This window comes from Bacillus sp. 05T31 (assembly GCF_056396725.1).
Map to the genome: position 1 here is coordinate 1 of NZ_JBFTMA010001313.1, position 528 is coordinate 528.

Sequence of the window (528 nt, forward strand, 5' to 3'; positions counted from 1 at the left end):
GTGTAGAACTCAGAAAGGAACTAAAGATTGTTCACGCGGAAGTAAAGGTAGCGAAACCCCTATTGGTATTTATATTACTAGAACAGGGAGTAATATAAAGATTAGAAATAATTATATCCATCACACTGAATAAAATACAAAAAATAGAAACGAGCATAGGATTGCTGTCTATGGTACTTCATCTAGTGCACAGATTAACTTAAATCATATTGTGATTGATAATAACGAAGTAGCAAATTTGAAATTAGGATTGAGTGAAGCCATTGCTGTGAATGGGAATGTAGATTCCTTTGAAGTTACCAATAACAAAGTACATGATAACAACAATATTGGAATTGTTCTGATTGGACATGAGGGCGTATCTCCAGTAGCTGCTTTAGATCAAGCACGGAATGGAGTTGTTCGTAATAACATTGTCCATCACAATTCATCCATCAATAATACTAGTTATAATGAATATTCAGCTGATGGTATTTACGTGGATGGTGGGAAGGAAATTATCATTGAGCAAAATCAAAGCTATGAAAA

Annotated in this window: 1 pseudogene; it reads left to right on the forward strand. The window is 33.9% G+C overall.

The window, feature by feature from the left end:
- Window positions 1–528, forward strand: a pseudogene (locus tag AC1DJR_RS33090) (DUF5123 domain-containing protein); the annotation flags it as partial.